At 57.7% G+C, this 19,973-nt stretch carries 19 protein-coding genes, 2 pseudogenes and 1 other annotated feature; of the genes and pseudogenes, 13 read left to right on the top strand and 8 right to left on the bottom strand.

What is annotated here, in order from left to right; genetic code table 11:
* Nucleotides 1–94 precede the first annotated feature (94 nt).
* Nucleotides 95–3,571 (bottom strand): transcription-repair coupling factor, encoded by a 3,477-nt coding sequence (gene mfd / locus ACVWXW_RS08865; protein WP_457403577.1) that lies wholly within the window; start codon nt 3,569–3,571, stop codon nt 95–97.
* A 490-nt stretch (nt 3,572–4,061) separates the two neighbouring features.
* Here mfd and ACVWXW_RS08860 point away from each other — a divergent pair, with 490 nt between their 5' ends.
* Together ACVWXW_RS08860 and cydB are read left to right on the top strand one after the other, a co-directional pair.
* Entirely contained in the window at nt 4,062–5,495 is a 1,434-nt protein-coding gene (locus tag ACVWXW_RS08860; RefSeq protein ID WP_457403576.1) for a cytochrome ubiquinol oxidase subunit I, read from the top strand.
* A 193-nt stretch (nt 5,496–5,688) separates the two neighbouring features.
* Nucleotides 5,689–6,738 (top strand): cytochrome d ubiquinol oxidase subunit II, encoded by a 1,050-nt coding sequence (gene cydB, locus ACVWXW_RS08855; RefSeq protein WP_011432837.1) that lies wholly within the window; start codon nt 5,689–5,691, stop codon nt 6,736–6,738.
* A gap of 93 nt (nt 6,739–6,831) precedes the next feature.
* Here cydB and ACVWXW_RS08850 read toward each other — a convergent pair.
* From ACVWXW_RS08850 to ACVWXW_RS08830, 5 genes and pseudogenes are all read right to left on the bottom strand, one after another.
* Nucleotides 6,832–7,434 (bottom strand): annotated as a pseudogene (locus ACVWXW_RS08850) (zinc ribbon domain-containing protein); the annotation flags it as partial.
* Between the two features lie 2 nt (nt 7,435–7,436).
* On the bottom strand, nt 7,437–9,023 hold the full coding sequence (locus tag ACVWXW_RS08845) for a mechanosensitive ion channel (RefSeq protein WP_457403574.1): 1,587 nt from the start codon (nt 9,021–9,023) through the stop codon (nt 7,437–7,439).
* A 547-nt stretch (nt 9,024–9,570) separates the two neighbouring features.
* Complete coding sequence (gene rimI / locus ACVWXW_RS08840) at nt 9,571–10,104, bottom strand: ribosomal protein S18-alanine N-acetyltransferase (protein ID WP_414351014.1); 534 nt, start codon at nt 10,102–10,104, stop codon at nt 9,571–9,573.
* A 6-nt stretch (nt 10,105–10,110) separates the two neighbouring features.
* Entirely contained in the window at nt 10,111–10,560 is a 450-nt protein-coding gene (locus ACVWXW_RS08835; protein ID WP_414351012.1) for a hypothetical protein, read from the bottom strand.
* Nucleotides 10,557–11,699: a 5-(carboxyamino)imidazole ribonucleotide synthase gene (locus tag ACVWXW_RS08830; protein ID WP_457403573.1), complete on the bottom strand. Its 1,143-nt coding sequence runs from the start codon at nt 11,697–11,699 to the stop codon at nt 10,557–10,559. Before ACVWXW_RS08830 ends, ACVWXW_RS08835 begins: the two co-directional genes overlap by 4 nt.
* Nucleotides 11,700–11,841: 142 nt before the next feature.
* On the opposite strand from ACVWXW_RS08830, the gene ACVWXW_RS08825 reads away from it, so the two are divergent.
* The 10 genes from ACVWXW_RS08825 (at nt 11,842) to rplL (ending at nt 17,431) form a co-directional block, all read left to right on the top strand.
* Nucleotides 11,842–12,036 carry a hypothetical protein gene (locus tag ACVWXW_RS08825; RefSeq protein ID WP_414329471.1) on the top strand — a complete coding sequence of 65 codons (195 nt, stop codon included), beginning with the start codon at nt 11,842–11,844 and terminating at the stop codon, nt 12,034–12,036.
* A gap of 151 nt (nt 12,037–12,187) precedes the next feature.
* Nucleotides 12,188–12,586, top strand: coding sequence for a hypothetical protein (locus tag ACVWXW_RS08820; protein ID WP_414329472.1), 399 nt, complete (start codon nt 12,188–12,190; stop codon nt 12,584–12,586).
* A 5-nt stretch (nt 12,587–12,591) separates the two neighbouring features.
* A complete protein-coding gene (trmD, locus tag ACVWXW_RS08815; protein WP_414342776.1) occupies nt 12,592–13,347 on the top strand; it encodes a tRNA (guanosine(37)-N1)-methyltransferase TrmD in 756 nt (251 codons plus the stop codon).
* Between the two features lie 3 nt (nt 13,348–13,350).
* Complete coding sequence (locus ACVWXW_RS08810) at nt 13,351–13,728, top strand: hypothetical protein (RefSeq protein ID WP_414351005.1); 378 nt, start codon at nt 13,351–13,353, stop codon at nt 13,726–13,728.
* A 103-nt stretch (nt 13,729–13,831) separates the two neighbouring features.
* Nucleotides 13,832–14,104 carry a preprotein translocase subunit SecE gene (gene secE / locus ACVWXW_RS08805; RefSeq protein WP_414329112.1) on the top strand — a complete coding sequence of 91 codons (273 nt, stop codon included), beginning with the start codon at nt 13,832–13,834 and terminating at the stop codon, nt 14,102–14,104.
* A 62-nt stretch (nt 14,105–14,166) separates the two neighbouring features.
* Nucleotides 14,167–14,832 (top strand): transcription termination/antitermination protein NusG, encoded by a 666-nt coding sequence (gene nusG, locus ACVWXW_RS08800; RefSeq protein ID WP_414342805.1) that lies wholly within the window; start codon nt 14,167–14,169, stop codon nt 14,830–14,832.
* Between the two features lie 9 nt (nt 14,833–14,841).
* A complete protein-coding gene (rplK, locus tag ACVWXW_RS08795; RefSeq protein WP_011432849.1) occupies nt 14,842–15,267 on the top strand; it encodes a 50S ribosomal protein L11 in 426 nt (141 codons plus the stop codon).
* A 116-nt stretch (nt 15,268–15,383) separates the two neighbouring features.
* Entirely contained in the window at nt 15,384–16,094 is a 711-nt protein-coding gene (gene rplA / locus ACVWXW_RS08790) for a 50S ribosomal protein L1 (RefSeq protein ID WP_414421788.1), read from the top strand.
* 79 nt (nt 16,095–16,173) lie between these two features.
* Nucleotides 16,174–16,333, top strand: a sequence feature (ribosomal protein L10 leader region).
* Between the two features lie 58 nt (nt 16,334–16,391).
* On the top strand, nt 16,392–16,955 hold the full coding sequence (gene rplJ / locus ACVWXW_RS08785) for a 50S ribosomal protein L10 (RefSeq protein ID WP_011432851.1): 564 nt from the start codon (nt 16,392–16,394) through the stop codon (nt 16,953–16,955).
* A gap of 65 nt (nt 16,956–17,020) precedes the next feature.
* A complete protein-coding gene (rplL, locus tag ACVWXW_RS08780) occupies nt 17,021–17,431 on the top strand; it encodes a 50S ribosomal protein L7/L12 (RefSeq protein WP_011432852.1) in 411 nt (136 codons plus the stop codon).
* A 57-nt stretch (nt 17,432–17,488) separates the two neighbouring features.
* Here rplL and ACVWXW_RS08775 read toward each other — a convergent pair.
* Nucleotides 17,489–17,752 (bottom strand): annotated as a pseudogene (locus ACVWXW_RS08775) (hypothetical protein); the annotation flags it as partial.
* 73 nt (nt 17,753–17,825) lie between these two features.
* Between ACVWXW_RS08775 and ACVWXW_RS08770 the strand changes: the two are divergent.
* Nucleotides 17,826–19,061: an RNA-guided endonuclease InsQ/TnpB family protein gene (locus ACVWXW_RS08770; RefSeq protein WP_457403571.1), complete on the top strand. Its 1,236-nt coding sequence runs from the start codon at nt 17,826–17,828 to the stop codon at nt 19,059–19,061.
* On the opposite strand, the gene ACVWXW_RS08765 is transcribed toward ACVWXW_RS08770, so the two are convergent.
* A complete protein-coding gene (locus tag ACVWXW_RS08765; RefSeq protein WP_457403570.1) occupies nt 19,041–19,886 on the bottom strand; it encodes a Rieske 2Fe-2S domain-containing protein in 846 nt (281 codons plus the stop codon). The two genes, ACVWXW_RS08770 and ACVWXW_RS08765, sit on opposite strands and share 21 nt — an antisense overlap.
* Nucleotides 19,887–19,973: the final 87 nt, after the last annotated feature.

The following is a 19,973-nucleotide window of genomic DNA, read 5'->3' as shown; positions in this document are numbered from 1 at the left end:
CCGATGCAAAAAGGAGCGCTGAAGAGAGGAGGGCCGGCCATTCCACTCTCTCACACCAGAGCATGGGCCCGCCTCGAGAGGGATCCGGCAAGATCTAGGGGGTCATTGGGATCCCAGCCTCCATCCGGCTCAGGGCCAGGCTCATCTTGTCCAGCCACTGCAAAAGGCTCTCCAGTTGCTGCGCTGCCGGTACCATCCCCAGCCCTCGCACCGTCACCTTGCCCGGTTGGTAGACAAAGCGAGGCTGCAGGTGAGTGGGCAGAGCCTCTTTCAGGCGATTCCAAGCCGGCTCCTCCATGGGGGTTTCCAAAAGGACATGCTCCTTGGCTGGCCTAATGCGGGAAAAGCCCAGCGTGCGGGCCAGGATCTTCAGCTCCATCACCCGCAGCAGCTCCTGGGTAGGCTTGGGCAGGGGGCCAAAGCGGTCTTGCCATTCCTGGGCAATTTGCAACAGCTCGACCCGAGAGCCAGCAGCGGCCAGTTGTCGATAAGCCTGCATCTTTTGATCTTCGTCGGGAATATAGCTTTGCGGGATCATAGCGGTAACATTCAGGTCGATTTGCGTGTCCTCCACCTGTGGGATCTCCTGGCCGCGAATTTCTCGAATAGCCTCTTGCAGCATCTCCAGGTAAAGATCGAAGCCCACTGCATTGACTTGCCCGGATTGTTCCGTTCCCAGCAGGTTGCCAATGCCACGAATTTCCATATCCCGCATTGCCAACTGATAGCCGGATCCCAGTTGGGTAAATTCCTGAATGGCCTGTAGGCGTTTGCGGGCCTCCTCGGTGAGGATCCCGTCTTCTCGGTAAAACAGCCAAGCATGGGCTTGGATCCCAGCCCGGCCCACCCGCCCCCGCAGCTGGTATAGCTGAGCCAATCCAAACTCCTGAGCATTTTCAATCAAAATGGTGTTGACGCGGGGAATATCCAAACCGGATTCGATAATCGTCGTGCAGACCAGGATATCGATTTCCCCATTGTTAAAAGCCAGCATCGTTGCCTCTAGCTCCCCTTCCGGCATCTGCCCGTGGGCAATGGCAATGCGAGCACCGGGCACCCACTCCCGCAATTTGGCACTGGTTTCTTCGATGCCTTCAATGCGGTTGACGACATAGAAGACTTGACCGCCGCGATCCAACTCTTGGCGGATAGCCGTGCGGATGACTTCGGGGTTGTAGGGAGAAAGGTGAGTTTTGATAGGCCGGCGGGAAGGAGGCGGAGTTTGGATCAAGCTCATTTCCCGCAAACCCGACAAGGCCATATACAGAGTGCGGGGAATAGGGGTGGCGGTGAGGGTGAGTACATCCACCTGGGTTTTGAGAAGTTTGATTTTCTCTTTTTGGTTGACGCCAAAGCGCTGCTCTTCGTCAATAACCAAAAGGCCTAAATCCCGAAATTGCACATCCTTGCCCAAAAGCTGGTGGGTGCCCACCACAACATCCAGTTCGCCACTCTTGAGACGGGATAGGATTTCTTTTTTCTCCTCCGAGGTGCGGAAGCGGTTGAGCAAGCCCACTTGAATAGGATAGGGAGCAAAGCGCTCTTTGAGGGTGTGGTAGTGCTGCTGGGTAAGAATGGTGGTTGGCGCCAGGAGAGCTACTTGCTTGCCGGCGGTTACGGCTTTGAAAATGGCACGGATTGCCACCTCTGTTTTGCCAAAGCCCACGTCCCCACACAGCAGCCGATCCATAGGGCGTGGAGATTCCATATCCCGCTTGATCTCCTGGACAGCTCGGAGTTGATCCGGCGTCAGGGGATAGGGGAAAGAATCTTCCAGCTCCTGTTGCCAAGGAGAATCGGGCGGGAAGGCATAGCCCTCCTGTTCGGCGCGTTTGGCATAGAGCTGCAGCAGGTCAAAGGCCACTTTTCGCAGGCTCTTTTTCACCTTCTGTTTGGTCTTTTCCCAGGTGCTGCCGGACATCTTGTGCAGGGCAGGTGGTCCATCCCCGCTGGCGCGGTAGCGGGAAAGGGAGTTGACCTGGTCGGCAGCCACCCGCAACAGGCCATCGCTGTATTGAATAACCAGGTACTCGCGGGTTTCGCCCCCAATGGTGAGGCTTTCTAAGCGCAGAAACTGGCCAATGCCATGGGCCTTGTGAACGACAAAATCCCCTGGCTTGAGCAGGTTGGGATCCACCTGGCGAGAGCTGGCCTGGCGGCGCTTGCGCACATAAGTAGGGGTGGCCAGGCTGTGCTGGCCGAAAAACTCGCGGTCGGTGAGCACCACCCACCCCAAGGTGGGCAGGAGAACCCCCTCCAGCTCGGCCAGGCCGGAATACTTGAGGGCCACCGGGGTGTAGGACTGCAGCTGGCGCTCGATGGCCGGGAAGTCTTTGGGATTGGGCACGTACTGGGCGGGGCAGTCGTGTTCCTGCAGCAGAGCTACGGTGCGGGAGGGCTGAGCAGAGAGGATCCACACCTGCAACTGCTGCTTGCGGTACTCGCGCAGGGTTTTGGCCAGGGATCCAAATTGGTGGGGAGCAGTAGGCACAGGCCGGCTTTTTAGGTCAAGGGCAGCTTCGGCTTCGCCAGCAGGGGCAAAGGTGCGGGCCAACAGGCAGGGGAAGGGATCCCAGTCGGGAGCCTTGAGATCAAAGGGGCGGTGGAAAGGCACCAGAGCTGGCTCGCTGGCCCGGGCCAGCTGCCACTGCTCCTGGGCGTGGCTTAGCCACTGCCGGCTGTGGGCTTGGCACTGCTCCGGCTCGTCGATCAGGATCAAAGCCTCGGGATCCAGATAGCTGAGCAGATTGGCGGGAGGGGTGTAGAGCAGGCCGAGAAAACGGCGCAAGCCCTCCGGAGGAGACGGCGACTGCTCCAACTGCTGCCGTAGGCCCTGGGAGAGCTGATCGGCTTTTTCGTGCAGAGCTGGCCAGAGGATGGGTCCGTAGCCAGTGGGGGTCAGCCAGACGTAGGGGATCCCATCTTGGGAGCGCTGGCTGACTGGGTCAAACTCCCGCAGTCGCTCCAGCTCGTTGCCAAACCACTCTAGGCGCACCGGCCATTCGCAGGCCACCGGGAAAACGTCGAGAATATCGCCTCTCTGGCTCCACTCCCCTTCGCTTTCCACCAGGCTTACCCGCCGATAGCCCAGACGAGCCAACTGCTGCCCCAACTGCTGCGGCGACATCTCCAGGCCGGGTTCCAGCTTGAGGCAAAAGGCCCGCAACACCTCTGGAGGGGGAAGGTGGGGTTGGAGGGCCCGCTCCGTGGCTACAATGGCCATGTCCTTCCTGCCCTGGAGACCATCGGCCAGCACCTGAAACTGACCCCACACCAGCTCCGGTTCCAGGTCAAAAGGTTCGTAAGGGGAAGCCTCGGAGGTGGGGTAGAGCTGCACCGTCTCCCAGCCCATGCCCTCCAGTTGCGCCGTCCAGCGGCCTGCCTCCTCCAAGGTGGCGGTGACCACCAGCAGGGATCTTCCCTCCTGCTGGGCCAAAGCCGAGGCGATCAACCCCTTGGCAATCCGCCCTGCCCCCTGCAGATCTGCCTGTCGCCGTGATCTCAACCGGGCGGCCAACTCTTGCATCAAGCCAGATTGGGCCAGAAAGCGCACCAGCGGAATAAACGACATCTTCCACCCCACACTGCAAACTGCGATCCCAACAAGCAGGGATCCCAATTCTGGCAGGCTCCGGGGACAATCAGCAGCTGTCTGCTGGCGCTGTAGACGGGAAGTCGCCCCTTGCTGGGAATTGCTCCTCGATCTATTGGGACAACAGTTTTGTTGTTTAAAGACGAAGAAAACCAGAACCCTATGTCAATGGCCTGCCAGTTTTTGGCCGCTAGGTTCACAGAGGGCTTTTTGCTTTGTAGTCCAAATTACAAAAAAAGGTCTATATCTCACAGAATCCTAAAATTAACCTTTAGAGTCGGACGGCTTGTCGATTGTCTTAGCCAAGATTCGATGTTAGAAGGAACCACAAAGCGCGGCTTTCCCGGCCTCATCTGATGTCTGCCAGTCAGCAAGATGTTTTTCATGCAAGAGATGTAGCTGTATCAATTGCAGCAGATGTTGTCGGAAAAAGCTGCATGAATCAATCCACCTAAACTTGGTACAAATTATGTTTCTAGACACCGTCGCGCTTTCTCGGCTACAATTTGCCCTCACGGCCATTTTTCACATGTTGTGGCCGGTTTTAACAACGGGGATGGCCATTTACCTTGTTGTTATTGAGGGGCTTTGGCTAAAAACCCGCAACCTAGATTACTATCGTCACGCTCGTTTCTGGTCAAAACTCTATGTGTTGAACTTTGGCATTGGCGTGGCCTCAGGCTTGCCAATGGCCTTTCAATTTGGCATGAACTGGGCACCCTTTTCCGAAGCGGTGGGAGATTTTTTTGGAACCATCCTGGGCTTTGAGGGCACGATGGCCTTTATGCTGGAGGCCAGCTTTCTGGGGATCATGCTGTTCGGCTGGGAGCGCGTCCCGCCGGTGATTCACTGGATCTCGACGATCCTGGTGGCTTTTGGCGCCAACCTCTCCACCTTTTGGATCCTGACGGCCAACTCTTGGCTGCAGACGCCGGCAGGTGGCGTGTTCGTCGATGGGAAATTTGTGGTGCGGGACTACCTGCAAGCTATTGTCAACCCCTTCATGGTCAACAGCTTTCTGCACATGTTTTTTGCCACCTTGGAAACCTCTTTGTTTGTTATCGGTGGCATCAGTGCCTGGTACATTCTCAAGCGGCGGCACAGCGAGTTCTTCTCCCGCTCCCTCAAAGTGGTCTTGGCAATGACCCTGGTGGTCGCCCCTTTGCAGGTGTTCGTCGGCCATCTGAGCGCGGAGCAAGTCTATCGCTATCAGCCGGCCAAGCTGGCGGCCATGGAGGCCCAGTGGGAGACGATCCCTGCCGGCGAGCGGGCAGACTGGAGCCTGTTGGCTGTGCCCAACGACCGCGAAGAGCGCAACGAGTGGGAGGTGAAGATCCCTGGCGCGCTGGGCTATCTGCTGGAGTTCAAACCCAGGCTGGATCGACCCATTCAAGGGCTCAAAAGCTGGGATCCCCAAAATCGTCCCCACATGGTTGGCCTCATCTACTACTCCTTTAGGACAATGGTGGCCATTGGCCTCCTCCTAGCCGGGCTTGTCGGAGTTACCCTTGTGCAATGGCTGAGGGGCAAGCTCTCAGTGGAGGCCCTTTCTCAGCAAAAGTGGCTGATGAGAGCTTGGATCTTCGCAGCACCCCTGGGATACATCGCCGTTGAAACCGGTTGGATCGTCCGCTGTGTGGGTCGGCAGCCCTGGATTGTGTATGGACAACTGCGCACGGTGGAATCGGTTTCGCCCCTGCCGGCAGGAGAAGTGCTGTTTTCTCTGGTTGGCCTGACCGCGTTGTACACTGTGTTCTTCGTTGCCGCTCTCTACTTTGGCAGCCGCATCATCCGCGAAGGGCCAAACCTGGAGTTGCCCGCCCCTGTCCCGGCAACGCAGCCGGTGATCGTGGTCGAGCCTGCCCGCCACGAGCCAGATCGCCGTCCTGCAGAAGCTCGGTAGCAGCAGTTTGGTAGCCATCTAACTGGTGACTCCAAGTAGCAACAGGGCAACGTAGCAGGCCCATTCCCCACAGCAGTGAAACCCTTCGCTACGTCAACTCCCAACTTCCCTTCCCTAGAGGGAGAGGGACTGGGGATCGCCATCGGGAACTGTCTCGCACTGGTCAGAAATACTCAAAGCAGAGGGAACAGCGATGGAATCTTTTGAGCCTTTACAGCGGTTTCTGCCCCAGGTTTGGTTTTTTATCCTGGGCCTATTCCTATTTCTCTACGTTCTGCTGGACGGGTTTGATCTGGGAGTTGGTATCCTCTCCCTGACGGCCTCCAGCGAGACGCGGCGCAGCATTCTCATGACCAGCTTGGGCAATGTTTGGGATGCCAACGAGACGTGGCTGGTGTTGATGGGGGGATCCCTATTTGGATCTTTTCCTCTCGCCTACGCCACCATTCTCAATGCCCTCTACATACCCTTGGTGATCATGGTGGTGGGCCTGATCTTGCGGGCCGTTTCCTTCGAGTTTCGGGAAAACGCCGACAACAAGTTGGTTTGGAACCTGGCCTTTGGAGTGGGCAGCTTTTTGGCAGCCTTGGGCCAGGGATTTGCCTTGGGCAGCGTCTTCGAAGGGATCCGCGTGGACGAAGCCGGCCACTTTGCCGGCAGCCCCTGGGATTGGCTGACCTGGCGCACGCTGTTGGTGGCTCTTACTTTGATCCAGGGCTATGTGTTAATCGGCTCAGCCTACCTAATCGTTAAGACCACCGGCGAGCTTCAGGAAACCTACTACAAGACGGCAACCATCGCCACCTGGACAACTTTACTGGGGGCAGTGTTTATCACCATCAGCACTCCTATCATGTCCGAGCAGGCGCGTGCTCAGCTTTTCTCGCCCCCTCTTTTCTACATCTTTGCTGCCATCCCAGTTCTGGGACTTTTGTTGGTGGCGTTGTTGCTGCGCAGCCTGCGCCGGCGGGAAGAAAATAGCGTTTTGGTTTACACTTTTTTGATCTTTGCGCTTTCTTTTATCGGCTTGGGGTTCATGGTCTTCCCCAACATCATCCCCCCCAGCGTCACCATCTACGAAGCGGCAGCCTCCCCCAGCTCGCTGGTGTTTATGCTCACCTTTATTGGCTTTCTGATCCCGGTTATCTTGTCCTACAACATCTACAACTACGTGGTGTTCCGGGGCAAGATCGTGGTGCAGGAAGTGGCGGCGGAAGAGGCCAAAGTTCCAGAGGCAGTTTAAGCTGGCCTGAGGATGCAGCAATAACCCCGCCCGGTGATGGGCGGGGCAATTTTTTAGGTGCAATCGAACGTCTACAGAGAAAGGCTGATACATTTACGCTGAACACTGCTGAGCATTACTGCTCAACGGTGAAGCGATAGCATTCTGTCCGTCTCCGAACAGAAAGGCGGTATCCCGCAAAGCCCTGAGCATAACACCCAGAGCGCCTTGCCAATCTCGTGGTAGCCTATGGTTGCACTTTGGGCATCTAAACACCTTTGCACCACCCAACTTAGTGTGGATGTGCCCGCACTTGGTACAGGTTTTGCTGGTGTACGCTTCCGATACTTCCACGACAACCACGTTTTTCTTCTTGGCTTGAAACTTCAGGAACTGCTTGAACCGGTAGTGCGCCCAGGTGAGCATCGCCCTTGCTGTCTTGCTACCAAACTTCCTCCCTGCCTTGGCAACCATCTTGGCTGACTCGAAAGTGGGGAGGAATATCAATCGGTAGTTATCCGTTAGGAACGCCGCTACCTTGCGATGGCACTCGTCCACCAAGTTCCTGATTCTCTCCCGCAGACGAAACGCCGCTTGCCGCATTCGCCTACGCTTGGGTCTCGGTGCTTTACTCAGCCTAGACTGCAGATCGTCTAGGTGGTAGCACAGCCGAGTGATTCTACCAAAGTCCCCCTTGGCGATATCTACAAAACCTGCTCTCACTCTCTCTTGAGCCATTGCCGGATCTGCTCGGCAGCTACATCGCGACCTCCCAACCCAAAAGCCAACGCCACCGCCACGGCAATCGCCCCCAGAACCAGACCAAAAGCCAACACCACAATGTCGGTGGCCACGCCCATCTGCTGCAGGGCCATGGCGCCAACAAAAACCAAGATAGCCACCCGCGCCGCCTGGGCCAGTACCCCTGAGGAAGGGCTACCCAAGCTCTTGATCATAGAGTGGGCCAAATTGGCCAAATAAAGACCGATCCCAAACACCAGGGCGCCGATGAGCACCCGACCGGAAATCAGCAACAGCCCCTGCACAATGTCGGTTAGGGCGGCAAACTGCAGCAACTCCACTGCCGGCACCGCCCCAAACAAGACCACGCCTACCCAGACCACCAAGCCGGCGATCTCGGAGGGAGTGCGACGTTTGGCAGCGGGATCCCCTTCAGGCTCAGGAGCAGCGGCCAGGGGCAAGCCCAGCCCCGCGACCAGACGGTCAAAACCCACCGCCTGCAGCAACTGGGTTACCAAGCTGGCCAAAAATTGCCCCAGCAAGTAAAAGACGGCCAGGATCAAAGCGGATCCCGCGATCAAGGGAATGGCCCGCAACACCTGCTCCAGCATCGCCACCGCCGGATCGGAGATGGCCCGAATTTCCAAGGCATTCAGCGCCGCAATCACCGCCGGGATCAACACCAAGACATACACCACCGTCCCGACGATCTGGGCCAACTGGGGAACGCCAAAGCGTGCCCCCAACCGATTTGCCCCTGCTGCCACCAACAAATTGGAGACGATCCCACGCACGATGCGGGCCAAAAACCAGCCCACTGCACCGATGATCAGCGCTCCCAAAATCCGCGGCACCATCGACAGCAACTGATCCAGCAGGTTTTGCACCGGCTGCAGCGGCCCCTGCAGGTTCAGGGTATCCAGGATGATCGGCAAAAAGAACAGCAGAATCAGCCAGTAAAGGGCATTGCCCAAAGTTTCATTCAGCAGGAAAGGGGTGACCTCTGTACCTCCCTCTTGGCCGGTCGGGGTTCCTTCTGCACCTGCCTCACCGGCAGTGCTTTCCTGCTGTAGAGGCCGGGCCAACTGCTCATCGAGGTTGAAACGCCGCAGCCCCTGGATGACTGCCAGCCGGGCAACTGTAGCCACCGCCCAGCCCACAGCCAGCAGCACCAGCGCCCCACCCACCCGTGGCAGATAAACGAAGATTTCCCCCAAAAACCTGTTGAGCGGATCGGAGACAGCTTGAAGCTGCAGGGCATTCAGTACCGCCACCAACACAAAAGCAAGAATCACCCAGTAGACGGCAGCGGCCACCCAGCGCTCCGTTTGGGGCAGCTTCTCGCCGGGCTTTTGGCCCAAAACCCAAGCAGCCAAGCGATTGTCCAGTTGCGTCCTTTTGAGCAGTCCTCTAACGCCGAAGGCTACTGCCATGGCCACTATCCAACCCAGAATTAAGATGGCAATCGCCGCAAGGAGATTGGGCATAAAATCGATAAGCCTAGACCAAAGACTGACGACAAAAGAGATGGCCTCATCTCCAATGGTGTTTCCAGAGGTGTCCATAATGATCCTCACAGCTTGAAAATGCTCAGGATGGACAGATAACAAGTGTAGGTTAACCTGAAGTGTTTTTTCAGGCAAGTTGGCCAAAGGGGGAATATGATATGAGAAATATATATTGAGGCAGAAATGTCGGATCTCGAAATAAAACTTCACATTCTATTAACCCAAGGGCTCCAGCCATCAGTCAAAGCTCCGATGGGCCATCGAACGGCAAGGATCGAATTCAAGTTGTTGATACCGCAGATTATAGCTTTTCCCCACCGAGCAGGAGCTTTGTAGATTAAGTCAGGATCTCTGTTGTGCGATGGATGCGGCTGCATTGGCTAGAGTCAGTGTTGCTGGGAGGAACTGTAGCGGGCAGTTTGCATCCACAGAATGAGAGCATTTTGATGACCTATATAAAGAATCAAACGGGCAATCGACACTCGGTCAATGGGTTGGATCCCCTGTAGCCTTGATATGCTTAGCCTATTGGCTTGCTCACTGTCTGACCTAAGGTGTATCCCGAAATACGTTTGCAGTTCTTCAATTTACAATTGATAGCCTTCTAAATCGGTTTCTTCCAATACACCAGCGCATCTTCTCCGTTGTAATACCCCTTGCGACGTCCCAGCCGTTGAAACCCTGCCGATTCGTACAGGCGGATTGCCGCTTGATTGGAAGCCTTTACCTCCAGAGTGGCCCAGCGGCAGCCTGCTGCTCTCGCTTGGTTCAGCAGTTCTTCCAGAATCCGCCGGCCCAAACCCTGTTGCCGGTGCTCGGGATCCACCGCCAAGGAGATGATATGCGCTTCTTCTTCAATGCGCCAGAGAATGCCGAAGCCCACCAGCTCTTTTGTCGTCTGCGTCGGCGAAGTGGGGTTTGGAGAGGGAAGGGGAAACTCGGCTCGGCCCGAGCCACACGAAGCGCCAACGGCAGCGGGTTCCGCCACTACCCCAATCACCGTGCTTGTGGGTCGTTCCAGCTCCGCTCGATATCCCTGTTCTCCCCAGTATCCCCCATAGCATCGCCGATCCAGCTCCAGCAGTTGGGGCAGGGCAGTGATGTCCAACAGCTGCAGCCGATAACTCGTACCGCTCATGGTGGCCTAGTCTCGCAATTCGCAGAATTCCGCCAACAACAACTGCCCCAAGGGATCGTCATCGGGAGCCGCGTAGGGCAAGGCTCTGCGGCTGATGCTCAAGATGTTGCCCCCCGATTGGGGATGGTGCTCCGCACCGCTTTCGCGAACAGGCTTGAGTTCGTAGTCGATCCCTTCGGTGAAGCCGGCTTCCTGTAGGTAGTCTTGGGCAGCTTTGAGGATCCCTTCTCGCAGTTGCGCTTTGACCGCAGGGGCCATGAGGTGGCGAACAAACCACTGGGCGCTGGCGGGATCCACCTCGGCCAGGTATTGGAGGGCAGGGGTCAACACAGCAGGGCGCTCTTGAGGGGACAAGCCGTTCACCTGCTGAGCTACCGCGGGCACATCCCGCCGTTGCATGGCCTGGATCAGGGCTTGTGTGGCTGGAGAAAATGAGGGATCCGACACTTGGCTCATGGCTGGGGGTACCAGAGGAATTCGAGGGTGCGAACAATGGTCTCTGCTTGCTGTAGGGAAGAAGCGGTCGGCAGACAGACGGTTACATGGCCCAGTTTTCGCCCTGGGCGGGCAGGGGTTTTGTGGTACCAATGCACCGTGGCATTGGGGAGCTGGGCCAGGCACTGCCGCTTTTCTGCGTAATCGCCGGTGGCATGCTCATAGCCCAAGAGGTTCACCATCACTGCCCCCCCACACTTGAGGGAGGGATCCCCCAAGGGCAGGCCGAGGATGGCCCGCAGGTGTTGCTCGAATTGTGAGGTGCGGCAGGCTTCCAGGGTGTAGTGGCCGGAATTGTGGACCCGCGGCGAGATTTCGTTGATCCAGATCCCGGCCTTGGGGTGGGGCGGCGGCACCCAGAACAGCTCGATGCCAAACACGCCAACTGCACCCAATTTTTCCATCAGATCGGCTGCCAAGCGCCGGATCTCGGCCTCGGTGGTTGGGGGGATGCGGGCAGGCACCAGGACATGGCGGCAGACTTGCTCGATCTGCACAGTTTCCACCACCGGGTAAACCCGGATCTCTCCCCTCAGCCCCCGCGCCACCATCACCGCCAGCTCCCGCTCGAACGGGATCCATTCCTCCAGCAATAGCGGGATCCCCTCAGATTGGCTAAGGGCCTGCTGCAAAGCCGCTCGCTCGTGCAAGATGCGGGTGCCCTGCCCATCGTAGCCCTGCCGCCGTCGCTTGAGCACCACCGGAAAGCTCAGTCCAGCCAGGTCTGCCGAATCCAACACCGCCTCCAGCGGGAAGAAAGCCGGCACCGGCAACCCCAACCGCGCCAGGAACTGCCGTTGGTGCAACTTGTCCAGCAGCGGCTCTAGCGTGCTGAGACTAGGACGAAAGCGGGATCCCTCCGGATCCAGTTTTTTCAGCTCCGGCAGAGGGATAAACTCGTTTTCAAAAGTAACCACCGGGCAGCGCTTCAACAACTGGGCCGTGGCCTGGCTGTCGGCTGTGGATCCCCAAACCACCCCATCGGCCACTGCCACCGCCGGATCGGTGGGAGCAGCAGCCTGCACCACCAGCGGGATCCCCATCTGGCGAGCTGCCAAGGCCAACATCTGCGCCAACTGCCCGCCGCCGATCACCCCCACAGGTTGGGATCTCTGGTCTTTTGAGGATACCTGGGTTTCCACAGCCGTACCGTTATACTGGGTGGTGGGCCGCTGTCCATTGCTTCTTGGATCCAGAACCCCATTATGGAACCCCTTGCCCTCCAGCGCTAGGAGAAAAACGGTGGAACCCTCTCAACCCTCTGAGCTGAGAGCTCTAATCAACCGGGCTTTGGCGGACAAAGTCTTGACTCGCGCCGAGCAACAGCAGATTCTCAGTGCCGTCATGGCCGATCAAGAAATTTCCCCAGAAGAGCACGAACTGCTGGAATCGATTGTGGAGCGCCTAAACAGTGGCGAGATCCGCGCTGTCGATTGAGCCCTGCCTTAAGACTGAGAGTGTCCCTAGGATTTTGGAGAATTGGATCCCAGTCTGTCCTTCGGCGCTGGGTATTCAGTCTGCAATGCTTGGGTCAATCCCGGTGGGTGGATCGCCTAGAATAATCCACAACCCACCTCTTTCTGCTGCCATGAGTTCTCACTCTTCAGATTGGTTCACGCGGGCTCGCCACATTTTTTACGGCACGGCCACCGCTCTGGTGGAGATCCTGCAAGACCCGGAAAAGCGCACCGAAAACCTCAACCGCCTTTCGATGGACTTGGGACAACTGGCGGCGGAGCTGGAGCAAAAGGGAGAGTTGATCGAGCAGGAGGCAGTTCGTTACGTTGAGAGTCTCAGGGATCCAGCCGCCAACGCCCCCTCGGCAAGTCCTGACTCTGAAGCGCCTGTCGAGAATGCTCCCCCGACACCAGCTTCCTCCCCCAACAAGCCGGCTATCTCCAGAGAAGAGATGGCTGAGTTGATGGAGCTGATCCATCAGATTGAGTCCTTGCGCCTGGATTTGGAGCGGTTGCGCACCTCGTCCTGAGTCCTGTGCGGTTCGATATCCTTACCCTTTTCCCCGAATTTTTTGAAACGCCGCTGCGCATTGGGCTGGTGGGCAAAGCCCTACAGCAGGGGATCGCCGAAGTCCACTGCACCAATCCACGCGACTTCGCCACCGATAAGCACCGCCGTGTCGATGATGAGCCCTACGGGGGTGGGGTGGGCATGGTGCTCAAGCCAGAGCCTTTCTTCGCTGCTGTCGCCTCCCTGCCCCGGTTGGATCCCTGCGAGATCATTCTGCTGACGCCCCAGGGGCAACCGCTAAACCAGGCGCTGCTGCAGGAGCTGGCCCAGAAGGCGCAGCTGATCCTGCTGTGTGGCCAGTACGAAGGCTTTGACGAACGCATCCGACAATACCTGGCCACCCGCGAGGTGTCGCTGGGGGATTTTGTCCTGACCGGGGGGGAAATTCCGGCGCTGGCCCTGATCAACGGCGTGGTGCGGCTCTTGCCGGGCACCGTAGGCAAGGTAGACTCGTTAAAGAGGGAAAGCTTCGAGGCGGGGCTGCTGGACTATCCTCAGTACACCCGCCCGCCAGAGTTTCAGGGGTACAAGGTGCCGCCGGTACTCCTCTCAGGCGACCATCAAGCCATTGCCCGTTGGCGTCTGCAGCAGCAGCTGGTTCGAACCTGGCAAAGGCGGCCAGACCTGTTGGCCAAGCGCCCCTTGACCGCCGAAGAGCAGCAGTTGTTGGTAGAGGGGCTGGCGGAGCAGCACCCTCGTGTAAACGAAGCGGAGAAATAAATCATGCTCGGCAAGCTTCTCAACCGTCTCCTGAATCCATCGCCCGTCTGCTGGCGTGGGATCCCCTCGCCCCCAGTGCTGCTTCTGGTGGGAATGGCCTTGAGCTCGGTTCTGAGCGGTTCTGGGGTGGCCCTGGCCCAAAGCGGAAGTGTCAACGATGCCATTCGCCGCGACAGCAATCCCCCTCTGTTGGATGGCACCAGCATCAACGTCAACGATCTCTTCCGGGCTGCCGACTTCCTCTCCCGCCAGAATGCTGCTTCCCGCTGGGACGGCAAGGCCAGCGTTGATGCTGCTGTGGAGCAATTTAACCAATCCCGCCGCCGCTCCCTCCCGCTTTCTCCCGGTTCCTTGGCACCTGAGCCCACCCCCACTCCCTAAGGTTGGATCCCATTCCCGGTAAATCTGTTAGGATCGCAAAGCCGATCCCGTGCCTGCTGAAATGCGGTACACCGTTTTCGGGATCCATTAGGAGAACACCGCCGTGGTTAAGAGCACCCCCTCCAGCAAAACCGATACGGAGCAGCGTTTGGATCCCGCCAGCCGGGGTCACTCCAAAGACAGTTCCACCGCACCCAAAGGGATCCTGGGTTTTATTCAAGAGACCCGCACAGAATTAAGCAAGATTGTTTGGCCGAGCCGCCGGCAATTGATCGGCGAGTCGGTAGGGGTCTTACTGATTGTGTTGGCTTTTGCTTCCTTCATCTACCTGGTCGATCAAGTGTTTGCTTGGGTAGCCACTCAGCTGTTCTTGTGATGTTCTGTCCTGAGGGGCAAGAGAGTCATGTTCAAGGATGGCTACAGGGAGGATGTGAGGTGATGAGGCCAGAGCAGCAGCGAAAACGTCGTGGGGGCCGTGTGGAGCACTTTGAGCCTGCAGACGCGATCCCGGAACCAGACGAGGGGGAAGGTCAAGAGCGTCGTAACCTGCGCTGGTACGCCGTGCAGGTGGCCTCAGGCTGCGAGAACAAAGTGAAGAGCACCCTGATGCAACGGGCGGCTGCTTTGGATGTGGCGGATCAAATTGTCGAGGTGGTGATCCCGAAGCGGACGGGCTTCAAGCTGGATCGAACCGGCAAGCGCCAGGAGCAAGAGGAGAAGATTTTTCCCGGCTATGTCCTGGTGCGCATGGACATGAACGACGACACTTGGATGGTGGTGAAAACAACCCCCAATGTGATCAACTTTGTTGGCACGGAAGAAAAACGGGCCTACGGTCGTGGTCGGGGGCATGTTACGCCGCGTCCCCTCAGCCAAAGTGAGGTGCAGCGCATCTTCAGCAGCGTCGAGGTGGAGGAAGTGCCCCTCAAAATCGACATGGCCCCTGGCGATCGCATCGAGGTGCTATCCGGCCCCTTCCAGGGTTTCTACGGCGAGGTGGTGGAGGTCAGCCCAGAACGGGGCAAGCTCAAGGCGTTGATCTCGATTTTCGGGCGCGATACCCCGGTAGAATTAGAGTTTGGTCAAGTGCGAAAAGAGGTGTAACTGCGTTTCATGGCTAAGAAGTTGGTGGCCGTGGTCAAGTTGGCCATTCAGGCGGGCAAGGCCACCCCCGCTCCCCCCATTGGCCCAGCCTTGGGTCAACACGGGGTCAACATCATGGCCTTTTGTAAGGAGTACAACGCCAAGACGGCGGATCAGGCCGGGATGGTGGTGCCTGTTGAAATCTCCATCTTCGAGGATCGCAGCTTTACCTTCGTCCTCAAGACGCCGCCAGCTTCGGTGTTGATCAAGAAGGCTCTGGGCATTGAGTCTGGCTCCAGCGAGCCCCACAAAACCAAGGTGGGATCCCTGACCCGAGCTCAACTGCGCCAGATCGCCGAGCAGAAGCTGCCGGATTTGAATGCCCACGATGTGGAGGCGGCCATGAAAATTATTGCCGGAACTGCTCGCAGCATGGGGGTGACGGTGGTGGATTGATGGAGGGATCCCTTGCCCGGTCTGAGGTGTTCACGGTCTTGAAAAAGCTTGAAAAAGTTGTTCTAGCAAACCACTGTGGGGGAGAGAAGTTCTCGCCAGTACCCCGAGGAGAAACGATGGCTCGAAAGCTTTCCAAACGTATGCAGGCTTTGCGGGAGAAGGTGAAGCCCATTGCCTATGCTCCCGAAGCGGCTTTGGCCCTGATGAAAGAGACGGCCACCGCCAAATTTGAAGAGGCGGCAGAGGTTCACATCCGCCTGGGGATCGACCCCAAGTACGCCGACCAACAACTGCGCACCACTGTAGTCTTGCCCAGGGGCACCGGCCAAGAGATCCGGGTGGCGGTGATTGCCCGTGGCGAGAAAGTGACGGAGGCCCAAAATGCAGGGGCGGATCGGGTTGGCTATGAAGACCTGATCGAGGAAATCGGCAAGGGAGTTATAGATTTTGACCTTCTGATCGCCACCCCCGATGTGATGCCCCAAGTGGCCAAGCTGGGGCGGCTGTTGGGGCCGCGCGGCCTCATGCCCTCTCCCAAGGGGGGAACGGTAACCATGGATCTGGCCCAAGCGATTAAGGAGTTCAAGGCCGGCAAGCTGGAGTACCGGGCGGATCGCACCGGCATTGTGCATTTGATCTTCGGCAAGTGCAAGTTCCCCGTCGAAGCTCTGCTGGAGAACCTAAAGGCAGTGCAGGAGTCCATCGATCGCAACCGTCCCTCTGGAGCCAAGGGCAAGTATTGGCGAACCCTACATGTTTCTGCTACAATGGGCCCCTCGATTGAGGTTGATATCAATGCCCTGCGGGAGCTGAAGTTGGCGACCTAAGCCTGGCTTCGGCGCTGCGATGGGTTGAAAAGGGTTTGAGTGAGTGTAATTTGGAGGAGGATCCCGGCAGAACATCTTTCCCCAGTCGAATAGCAAGCCGAAGACAGCAGGTGCCCGCGGGCTTAATGTCCTGCCGAGGTTTGAGCGAAGTTCAAAGGGATCCCTTCTTGGATCGCTTTTGATGGTGCGCTTATCTCCATGCGTCTCGGCCACGGCTGGGACGCATTCTGTTTGGCAGAACCCAGATTCACCACCCGTTAACCCTGGGTGACCATTGACAACAAAGGAGGTGAGCGCATGGGCAAGCAACCTTTAGCGAAGAAAGCGGAGATCGTCGATAAAGTCCGATCCCTGCTGCAGGCCAGCCAAATGGTGCTGGTGATCGACTACAAGGGGCTGACCGTTGCGGAGATGGACCAACTGCGGGCAGAGCTGCGCAAGTCGGATTCGGTTTGCATGGTTGTTAAGAATACCCTGATGCGGCGAGCCATCGCCGACCAAAAAGCTTGGGCAGGGATCATTCCCTTTTTGGCGGGGCCGACGGCCTTTATCTTGATTCGGGGCGATATTTCAGCCGCCCTGAAGGCGTATCAAGATTTTGCCAAGCAAACCAAGAAAACCGAGTTCCGCGGTGCTGGCATTGAAGGGCTATCCCTGACCTTGGAGCAGGCCAAGGCCATCGCCGAGCTACCGCCCAAGGAAGTGCTCATGGCCCAAGTGGCGGGCAGCCTCAAGTCGGTGGCCACCGGCCTGGCGGTCGGGCTCAATGCTGTGCCCACGCAAGTGGCGCGCGGTATCCACGAGATCCCAGCCTCTCTGGGGCGGGCCATCCGGGCCATTGCCGACAAGGAGGCTGCCTAAAGGGCTTCGGTTCATCAGCCCAAACCTATGTCATCCATTCCATTACCCCTTAAGGAGAAACCATCATGCCTTCAGAGCGCGTTGCAAAGATTTTGGAAGAGTTGAAAGCCTTGAGCTTGCTGGAAGCTTCCGAGCTGGTGAAAGCCATCGAGGAAACCTTTGGCGTCAGTGCAGCAGCCCCAGCCGGCGGCATGGTCATGGCAGCTCCTGTGGCAGCGGCGGCGGCAGCTCCGGCGGCAGCCCCTGAGCCGGTGGAAGAGCAAACTGCCTTTGATGTCATCCTCGAGGCTGTGCCAGCCGACAAGAAGATCGCCATCCTCAAGGTGGTGCGCGAGTTGACCGGCTTGGGTCTGAAGGATGCCAAAGATCTGGTCGAGGCGGCTCCCAAACCCGTCAAAGAAGGGGTTGCCAAAGAGGAAGCCAACGACATCAAGAAGAAGCTGGAAGAAGCCGGCGCTACCGTCAAGATCAAGTAGTTCCAGTTACGAGGAGAGCGCCTCTCCCTGCTCTGACGAGGAATCTAATCAAGACTCTCAAACCCAAGGGGGGCTGCTCCGGCCCCTCTTTTGGGTCTGCCCGACCATTGGCGTGGGTTCGGGATCCCTGCTCCGCCGCGCTTCCACCTCTCCGTGAGCTTTCAAGAGGGCAGCCAGCTTGCGACGCATGACGATGCTGGGTTTATCGGTAAACATGTGCTGCTCCGCCTTGATATCGAGGGGAACGTCATAGTCGGTGCTTTCCAGAACCCGTTGATCCTCAAGGGTCACCTGCCGATCGAAGGCGATGATACTCTCAGCTAGAAATCGCAGGAGCCCCGCACTGTACCCGTAGGGTCAGTGTCGGGAGGAATGCGGAAGTTATGATAGAACCATGACCCAAGTCCTGACCGTATCCTGCAAGCTCAAGGCGTCCCAGTCGCAAGCCGCCAAATTGGACGCGACTTTGGAGGCTTTTGGCCAAGCCTTGAATTGGGTCAACCAGAACACGCCGGAGAAAGTCGCCAACGCCGTTAAGCTCCAGTCTCTGTGCTACCGCGAAATCCATGCCCGGTTCGGCTTATCCAGTAACTTGGCAAGGACTACGTCCCGCTTACGCGACCAGCAGGTCTGCAGACGGCTGGCCGGCGCCCGTAAAGTTGCCCAACAGAAAAACCGCCCCGTCAAAACGTTCAAAGGGGGCTTCGCTACCTACGATGCACGTATCTTTTCGTTCCGCGAGAAAGACTGGACGGTGTCGCTGACCACGGTGGAGGGTCGGGAGCGCTTTGAGCTGGCGATTGGCCGCTACCAGAGAGAACGGCTGGCTGGTTCCAACCCCAAATCTGCCACCCTGGTCAAGCGTAAAGACGGCTCCTACTCCATTCAAATCTGTGTGGAAGCGGAGCCATCCCCGCCGCAACGCACGGGCAGAGTGCTGGGGGTGGACTTGGGGAGGACGGATATTGCCCATACGTCAGAGGGGGACAACTGGAATGGACAGCAGTTGAACAGAGTCCGCGACCACTACTCCCGGTTGAGGGCGGCACTCCAACGCAAAGCCAGTAAGGGCACACGCAGTTCGCGGCGCAGATGCAGAGAACTGCTGCAACGGCTGTCTGGCAAGGAGAGACGTTTTCAGGCGTGGGTCAATCATCGCATCTCCAAAGCTATTGTCTCTAGGGCAAAAGCTACCAACAGCGCTATCGCCCTGGAAGACCTGACAGGGATCCGGAAAAGAGTCAATCAACAGCCGCGCAGCAAAGCCGAGCGGCGCAGGGCCAACAGTTGGGCGTTCTACCAACTACGCCAGTTTCTGGAATACAAGGCGAGGGTTGCAGGGGTTTCTCTGATTCCTGTGCCGCCTGCTTACACGTCGCAGACCTGTCACCGGTGCTTACACATCCACCCTGAGCAGGGCAAGTCCTACCGCAGTGGCAAGTCGTTCAAGTGTGGGCACTGTGGATGGGAAGGGGATGCGGATTTGAATGGTGCGAATGTGATTGCGCTCTTGGGGGCTGTCGTAAACCAGCCTAGAGGTTCGGGCCTGTTTTGTTCTCTGGTAGAGCAGAGCAGGCTCAGGGCTACTGAAAGCCCGCTCCGTACCGCTTTAGCGGTCGGAGTCGGGTAGTTTACCACTCACCTCTGCTTCTGAATCGTTGCGCAAACAGAATTGCACCACCTGCGAGGTTTGGTCGTCGATGGGGGTAGCCGCTGTGAAAATGATGTGGATGAGGCCGTTGGGGTAGGTGATTTTGAGCTTGCGACCAAAAGGCATAAACCAGGTGCCCTCCAGGATACGCACTGTGCGATCCTCTGACATCCGCAAGTTTTGCTTCTGCAAGTCACTGTTGAACACCGGCAAAACAGAGGTGGCCCGAAGGCCGTACTCCAGCCCTTCAAGGCTGTCCAGATCGGGGGGTACAGGCTCGGAGATCACCCCAAAGCTCTGCTGATGGACGAAGTGGGGATGGGCATTGTCAAAGGAGTTTTCCATCAGGCGCAGGCCAGCACATTTCCAGACCTCATAGAACTGATGAATTTGGCGAAACCGGGGATCCGCCACCTCTGAGATCTCGGGAATATCGGTCAAGGGATCCGCCAATGCCACCCAAACATAGCCATAGCGCTCTTGGCAGCGAAACCCCTCCACCTTGTAGGTGCGAGGGATGAAGTTGTCTGTAAGTTGGGGTACCTTCACACAGGTGCCAGAGCCGTCAAATTCCCAGCCGTGATAGGGGCAGCGGATGTGACCATTGCAAACAACCCCTTTGGAAAGTTGGGCCGAGCGATGGCAGCAACGATCCAAGACGGCGCAAGGCTGCCCTGACTCATTGAGCCAAAGCACCAGAGGAGTCTTCAGCAGCGTGAAAGCTTGTGGGCCGGTTTCCAGGGCCGACATCGGGATCACGGGGTACCAAAACCGCCTCAGGACAGGTTGCTGGGTAACAAGCATAAACCCGCTCCACAAGCTCTAGTTCGGAGAATCATGAGCTGGCTTTTCGTGAGCCTAGGTGGCTCAAAGCACCGCCCCCCGTGAAAA

The organism is Thermostichus sp. MS-CIW-30, assembly GCF_054058015.1.
The sequence above is the reverse complement of the archived record's forward strand: the minus strand, read 5'-3'. Positions and strand labels throughout refer to the sequence as shown.

Bases quoted from the DNA above. Each gene is read 5' to 3' on its own strand.
- cydB (WP_011432837.1), top strand. From the start codon at position 5,689: ATGGAATCTTTTGAGCCTTTACAGCGGTTTCTGCCCCAGGTTTGGTTT.
- rplJ (WP_011432851.1), top strand. From the start codon at position 16,392: ATGGGCAAGCAACCTTTAGCGAAGAAAGCGGAGATCGTCGATAAAGTC.
- ACVWXW_RS08820 (WP_414329472.1), top strand. From the start codon at position 12,188: ATGAGTTCTCACTCTTCAGATTGGTTCACGCGGGCTCGCCACATTTTT.
- ACVWXW_RS08835 (WP_414351012.1), bottom strand. From the start codon at position 10,560: ATGAGCCAAGTGTCGGATCCCTCATTTTCTCCAGCCACACAAGCCCTG.
- mfd (WP_457403577.1), bottom strand. From the start codon at position 3,571: ATGTCGTTTATTCCGCTGGTGCGCTTTCTGGCCCAATCTGGCTTGATG.
- ACVWXW_RS08765 (WP_457403570.1), bottom strand. From the start codon at position 19,886: ATGCTTGTTACCCAGCAACCTGTCCTGAGGCGGTTTTGGTACCCCGTG.
- ACVWXW_RS08770 (WP_457403571.1), top strand. From the start codon at position 17,826: ATGACCCAAGTCCTGACCGTATCCTGCAAGCTCAAGGCGTCCCAGTCG.
- rplA (WP_414421788.1), top strand. From the start codon at position 15,384: ATGGCTCGAAAGCTTTCCAAACGTATGCAGGCTTTGCGGGAGAAGGTG.
- ACVWXW_RS08845 (WP_457403574.1), bottom strand. From the start codon at position 9,023: ATGGACACCTCTGGAAACACCATTGGAGATGAGGCCATCTCTTTTGTC.
- ACVWXW_RS08810 (WP_414351005.1), top strand. From the start codon at position 13,351: ATGCTCGGCAAGCTTCTCAACCGTCTCCTGAATCCATCGCCCGTCTGC.
- rplL (WP_011432852.1), top strand. From the start codon at position 17,021: ATGCCTTCAGAGCGCGTTGCAAAGATTTTGGAAGAGTTGAAAGCCTTG.
- rimI (WP_414351014.1), bottom strand. From the start codon at position 10,104: ATGAGCGGTACGAGTTATCGGCTGCAGCTGTTGGACATCACTGCCCTG.
- rplK (WP_011432849.1), top strand. From the start codon at position 14,842: ATGGCTAAGAAGTTGGTGGCCGTGGTCAAGTTGGCCATTCAGGCGGGC.
- nusG (WP_414342805.1), top strand. From the start codon at position 14,167: ATGAGGCCAGAGCAGCAGCGAAAACGTCGTGGGGGCCGTGTGGAGCAC.
- ACVWXW_RS08860 (WP_457403576.1), top strand. From the start codon at position 4,062: ATGTTTCTAGACACCGTCGCGCTTTCTCGGCTACAATTTGCCCTCACG.